The sequence below is a fragment of the Pseudorhodoplanes sp. genome, from assembly GCF_035565855.1.
Classification (GTDB): domain Bacteria; phylum Pseudomonadota; class Alphaproteobacteria; order Rhizobiales; family Xanthobacteraceae; genus Pseudorhodoplanes.
This window is the reverse complement of sequence record NZ_DATMRX010000312.1, coordinates 1-2998: the sequence shown is the minus strand read 5'-3', so window position 1 is coordinate 2998 and position 2998 is coordinate 1. Positions and strand designations below refer to the sequence as shown.

Here is a 2998-nt window from a genome sequence, read left to right as displayed (position 1 = left end):
GAGCGCCGTCAGCGGTGTCTTCTCGGACGGCTTCCAGACAATGCTGTTGCCGCACACGAGCGCGAGCGCCGCATTCCATGACCAGACCGCGACCGGGAAATTGAACGCCGAAATGATGCCGGTGACGCCGAGCGGGTGCCACGTCTCCATCATCCGGTGCTCGGGCCGTTCGGTCGCGATGGTCAGGCCGTAGAGCTGGCGCGAGAGGCCGACTGCGAAGTCGCAGATGTCGATCATCTCCTGCACTTCGCCGAGCCCCTCGGACACGATCTTGCCGGCCTCAATCGAGACCAGCCGGCCGAGCGCCTGCTTGTTGGCCCGCAATTCCTCGCCCAGCAGACGGACCAGTTCGCCACGCTTCGGGGCAGGGACGTTGCGCCAGGTCAGGAAGGCGCCGTGGGCACGCTCGATGGCGTCGCGGGCGGTATCGGGGGTGGTCTCGGCAATTTCGGCGATCACTTCGCCGGTGATCGGCGAGCGGGTCGGCAGGCCCCCACGGTGGCGGTCGAAAGGTAGCCCCAGCTTGGCCAGAAGGGCTGCAGCGTCGTCGGCAAGGCTGGCAGGTCTGGAGGTCGTCATCGGTTCGGTCCCGTAGCGGTCGCATCAGCGGATGGGACATGCAGCATACCGGGTCGGGAATGTCATCCGGTTCGGGCCGGTGGCGCCGCGCCCGCCGAGGTCCCATATTTTACGTGGATATCGTTTGGAACCGGCTCATTTCGGGCGGGCTTTGGCGCTACGCCTGTCCGTCGGCAGAGCCGGAACAAAGCCCGCGAATCTCCCTCGTACGGACGCATGATGTCATCCGAAAACCGGGTTCCACTTTTCGGAATCATGCTCTAGAACCCGCCATGGCGCACGCACCCCAGCACGACAAGCTCCTCATCGTCGATTTCGGCTCGCAGGTCACCCAGCTGATCGCAAGGCGGGTCCGCGAGGAGGGCGTCTATTCCGAGATCGTCCCGTTCAACAAGGCGGACGAAGCCTTCCGCGCGATGAAGCCGAAGGCCGTGATCCTCTCCGGCGGGCCCGCTTCCGTCCACGAGAACGGCGCACCGCTCGCCCCGACCGCGATCTATGAGGCCGGCATTCCGGTGCTCGGCATCTGCTACGGCGAGCAGGCGATGGCGCAACAGCTCGGCGGCAAGGTCGAGGGCGGCCACCATCGCGAATTCGGCCGCGCGGAAGTGACGGTGACGGACGAGTCGCCGTTGTTCGACGGCGTGTGGGAAAAGGGCCAGAGCTATCCAGTGTGGATGAGCCACGGTGATCGCGTCACCGTGCCGCCGAAAGGTTTCCGCACCATCGCGACCTCGCCCAATGCGCCGATCGCGGTGATCGCCGATGACGCGCGGAAATTCTACGGCGCGCAATTCCATCTCGAGGTCATTCACACCCCGCACGGCGCTGCGCTGCTCCGCAACTTCGTGCGCAAGATTGCCGGTTTCAGCGGCGACTGGACCATGCGCGCCTTCAAGGACGAGGCGATCGAGAAGATCAGAAAGCAGGTCGGCAAGGGCAGGGTGATCTGCGGCCTGTCGGGCGGCGTCGATTCGGCGGTCGCGGCGGTGCTGATTCACGAAGCGATCGGCGACCAGCTCACCTGCGTGTTCGTGGACCACGGCCTCCTTCGTCTCGGTGAGGCCGAGAAGGTCGTGGCGCTGTTCCGCGGCCATTACAACATTCCGCTGATCCATGTCGAAGCAGAGGACATGTTCCTGAAGGAGCTTGCCGGCGTCGACGATCCGGAGAAGAAGCGCAAGATCATCGGCAAGCTGTTCATCGATGTGTTCGACGAAGAAGCCAGGAAACTCGGCGGCGCCGATTTCCTCGCGCAGGGCACGCTCTATCCGGACGTGATCGAGAGCGTGTCGTTCACCGGCGGGCCCTCGGTCACCATCAAGTCGCACCACAATGTCGGCGGTCTGCCCGAGCGCATGAACATGAAGCTCGTCGAGCCGCTGCGCGAACTGTTCAAGGACGAGGTGCGTGCGCTCGGCCGCGAGCTGGGTTTGCCGGAGGTGTTTGTCGGCCGCCATCCGTTCCCGGGGCCGGGACTTGCGATCCGCTGTCCTGGACCTGTGACCAAGGACAAGCTCGACATCCTGCGGCTTGCTGACGAGATCTACATCGAGGAAATCCGCCGCCACGCTCTCTACGACGATATCTGGCAGGCCTTTGCGGTGATCCTGCCGGTGAAGACCGTGGGCGTGATGGGCGACGGCCGCACTTATGATTATGTGGTGGGCTTGCGCGCGGTGACCTCGACCGACGGTATGACCGCGGACTTCTATCCTTTCGACATGAAGTTCCTCGGCCACGTCGCGACCCGCATCATCAACGAGGTGAAGGGTGTCAACCGCGTGGTCTATGACGTGACCAGCAAGCCGCCCGGGACGATCGAGTGGGAGTGAATTTTAACGCCCGAGATGATCTCTGGCGGCGCCCGTAAGTCTTAGCTGCAGGCGATCCCAAGCCGCTTGCCGACCTTCTCGCGAACCTCCCTTAGTGTCGCCTGCAAGCGAGTGATTGGCGAAACCGTATGCATCTGATCGATGCCGTAGCGGCTGATCAGATATTCCCGCCCCCGGTGCATCGTGATTAGATGCGTAGTGGTGCGGTTGCTGAGGGAAAGACTGGATGCGCGCGGGTGCTTCGTGCGGGCTTCCAGATCATGTTGAAGCGCCCGGATGCCGCACGGCTTTTCGCCCTCGATCAGAAGATATGCGCTGAGATAGAGTTCGATCGCATGGATCGCGGTGAGCCGGAAGGGCGCACGAGACAGCGGTTTGCCACGACGACCAATATTGACAAGGACGTCCGCTGCCTTGCGATACTCTTCCGCCAAAAGGAAGAGTTGCTCGGCACTGGCATTTTCACCGGGATAGGGTTGCGGTTGCGTCGCCATCGCGGTCCTGGATAGCAACAATGTGTAAGCATTGCAGATGCGCCAGACCGTTTAATCAGCTTGCTCCTAGCAAGCTTTCGTTAACCTGAA

At 62.8% G+C, this 2998-nt stretch carries 3 protein-coding genes; 1 reads left to right on the top strand and 2 read right to left on the bottom strand.

Going from position 1 to position 2998, the window contains the following annotated elements; genetic code table 11:
* Window positions 1–579 (bottom strand): aldehyde dehydrogenase family protein (locus VN004_RS17865; RefSeq protein WP_325612905.1); only part of this gene is annotated, 579 nt, incomplete at its 3' end.
* A 272-nt stretch (window positions 580–851) separates the two neighbouring features.
* On the opposite strand from VN004_RS17865, the gene guaA reads away from it, so the two are divergent.
* Window positions 852–2414, top strand: coding sequence for a glutamine-hydrolyzing GMP synthase (gene guaA, locus VN004_RS17860; protein WP_325612902.1), 1563 nt, complete (start codon window positions 852–854; stop codon window positions 2412–2414).
* A 41-nt stretch (window positions 2415–2455) separates the two neighbouring features.
* Here guaA and VN004_RS17855 read toward each other — a convergent pair whose 3' ends face one another.
* Window positions 2456–2908: a hypothetical protein gene (locus VN004_RS17855; RefSeq protein ID WP_325612899.1), complete on the bottom strand. Its 453-nt coding sequence runs from the start codon at window positions 2906–2908 to the stop codon at window positions 2456–2458.
* Between the last annotated feature and the right edge of the window lie 90 nt (window positions 2909–2998).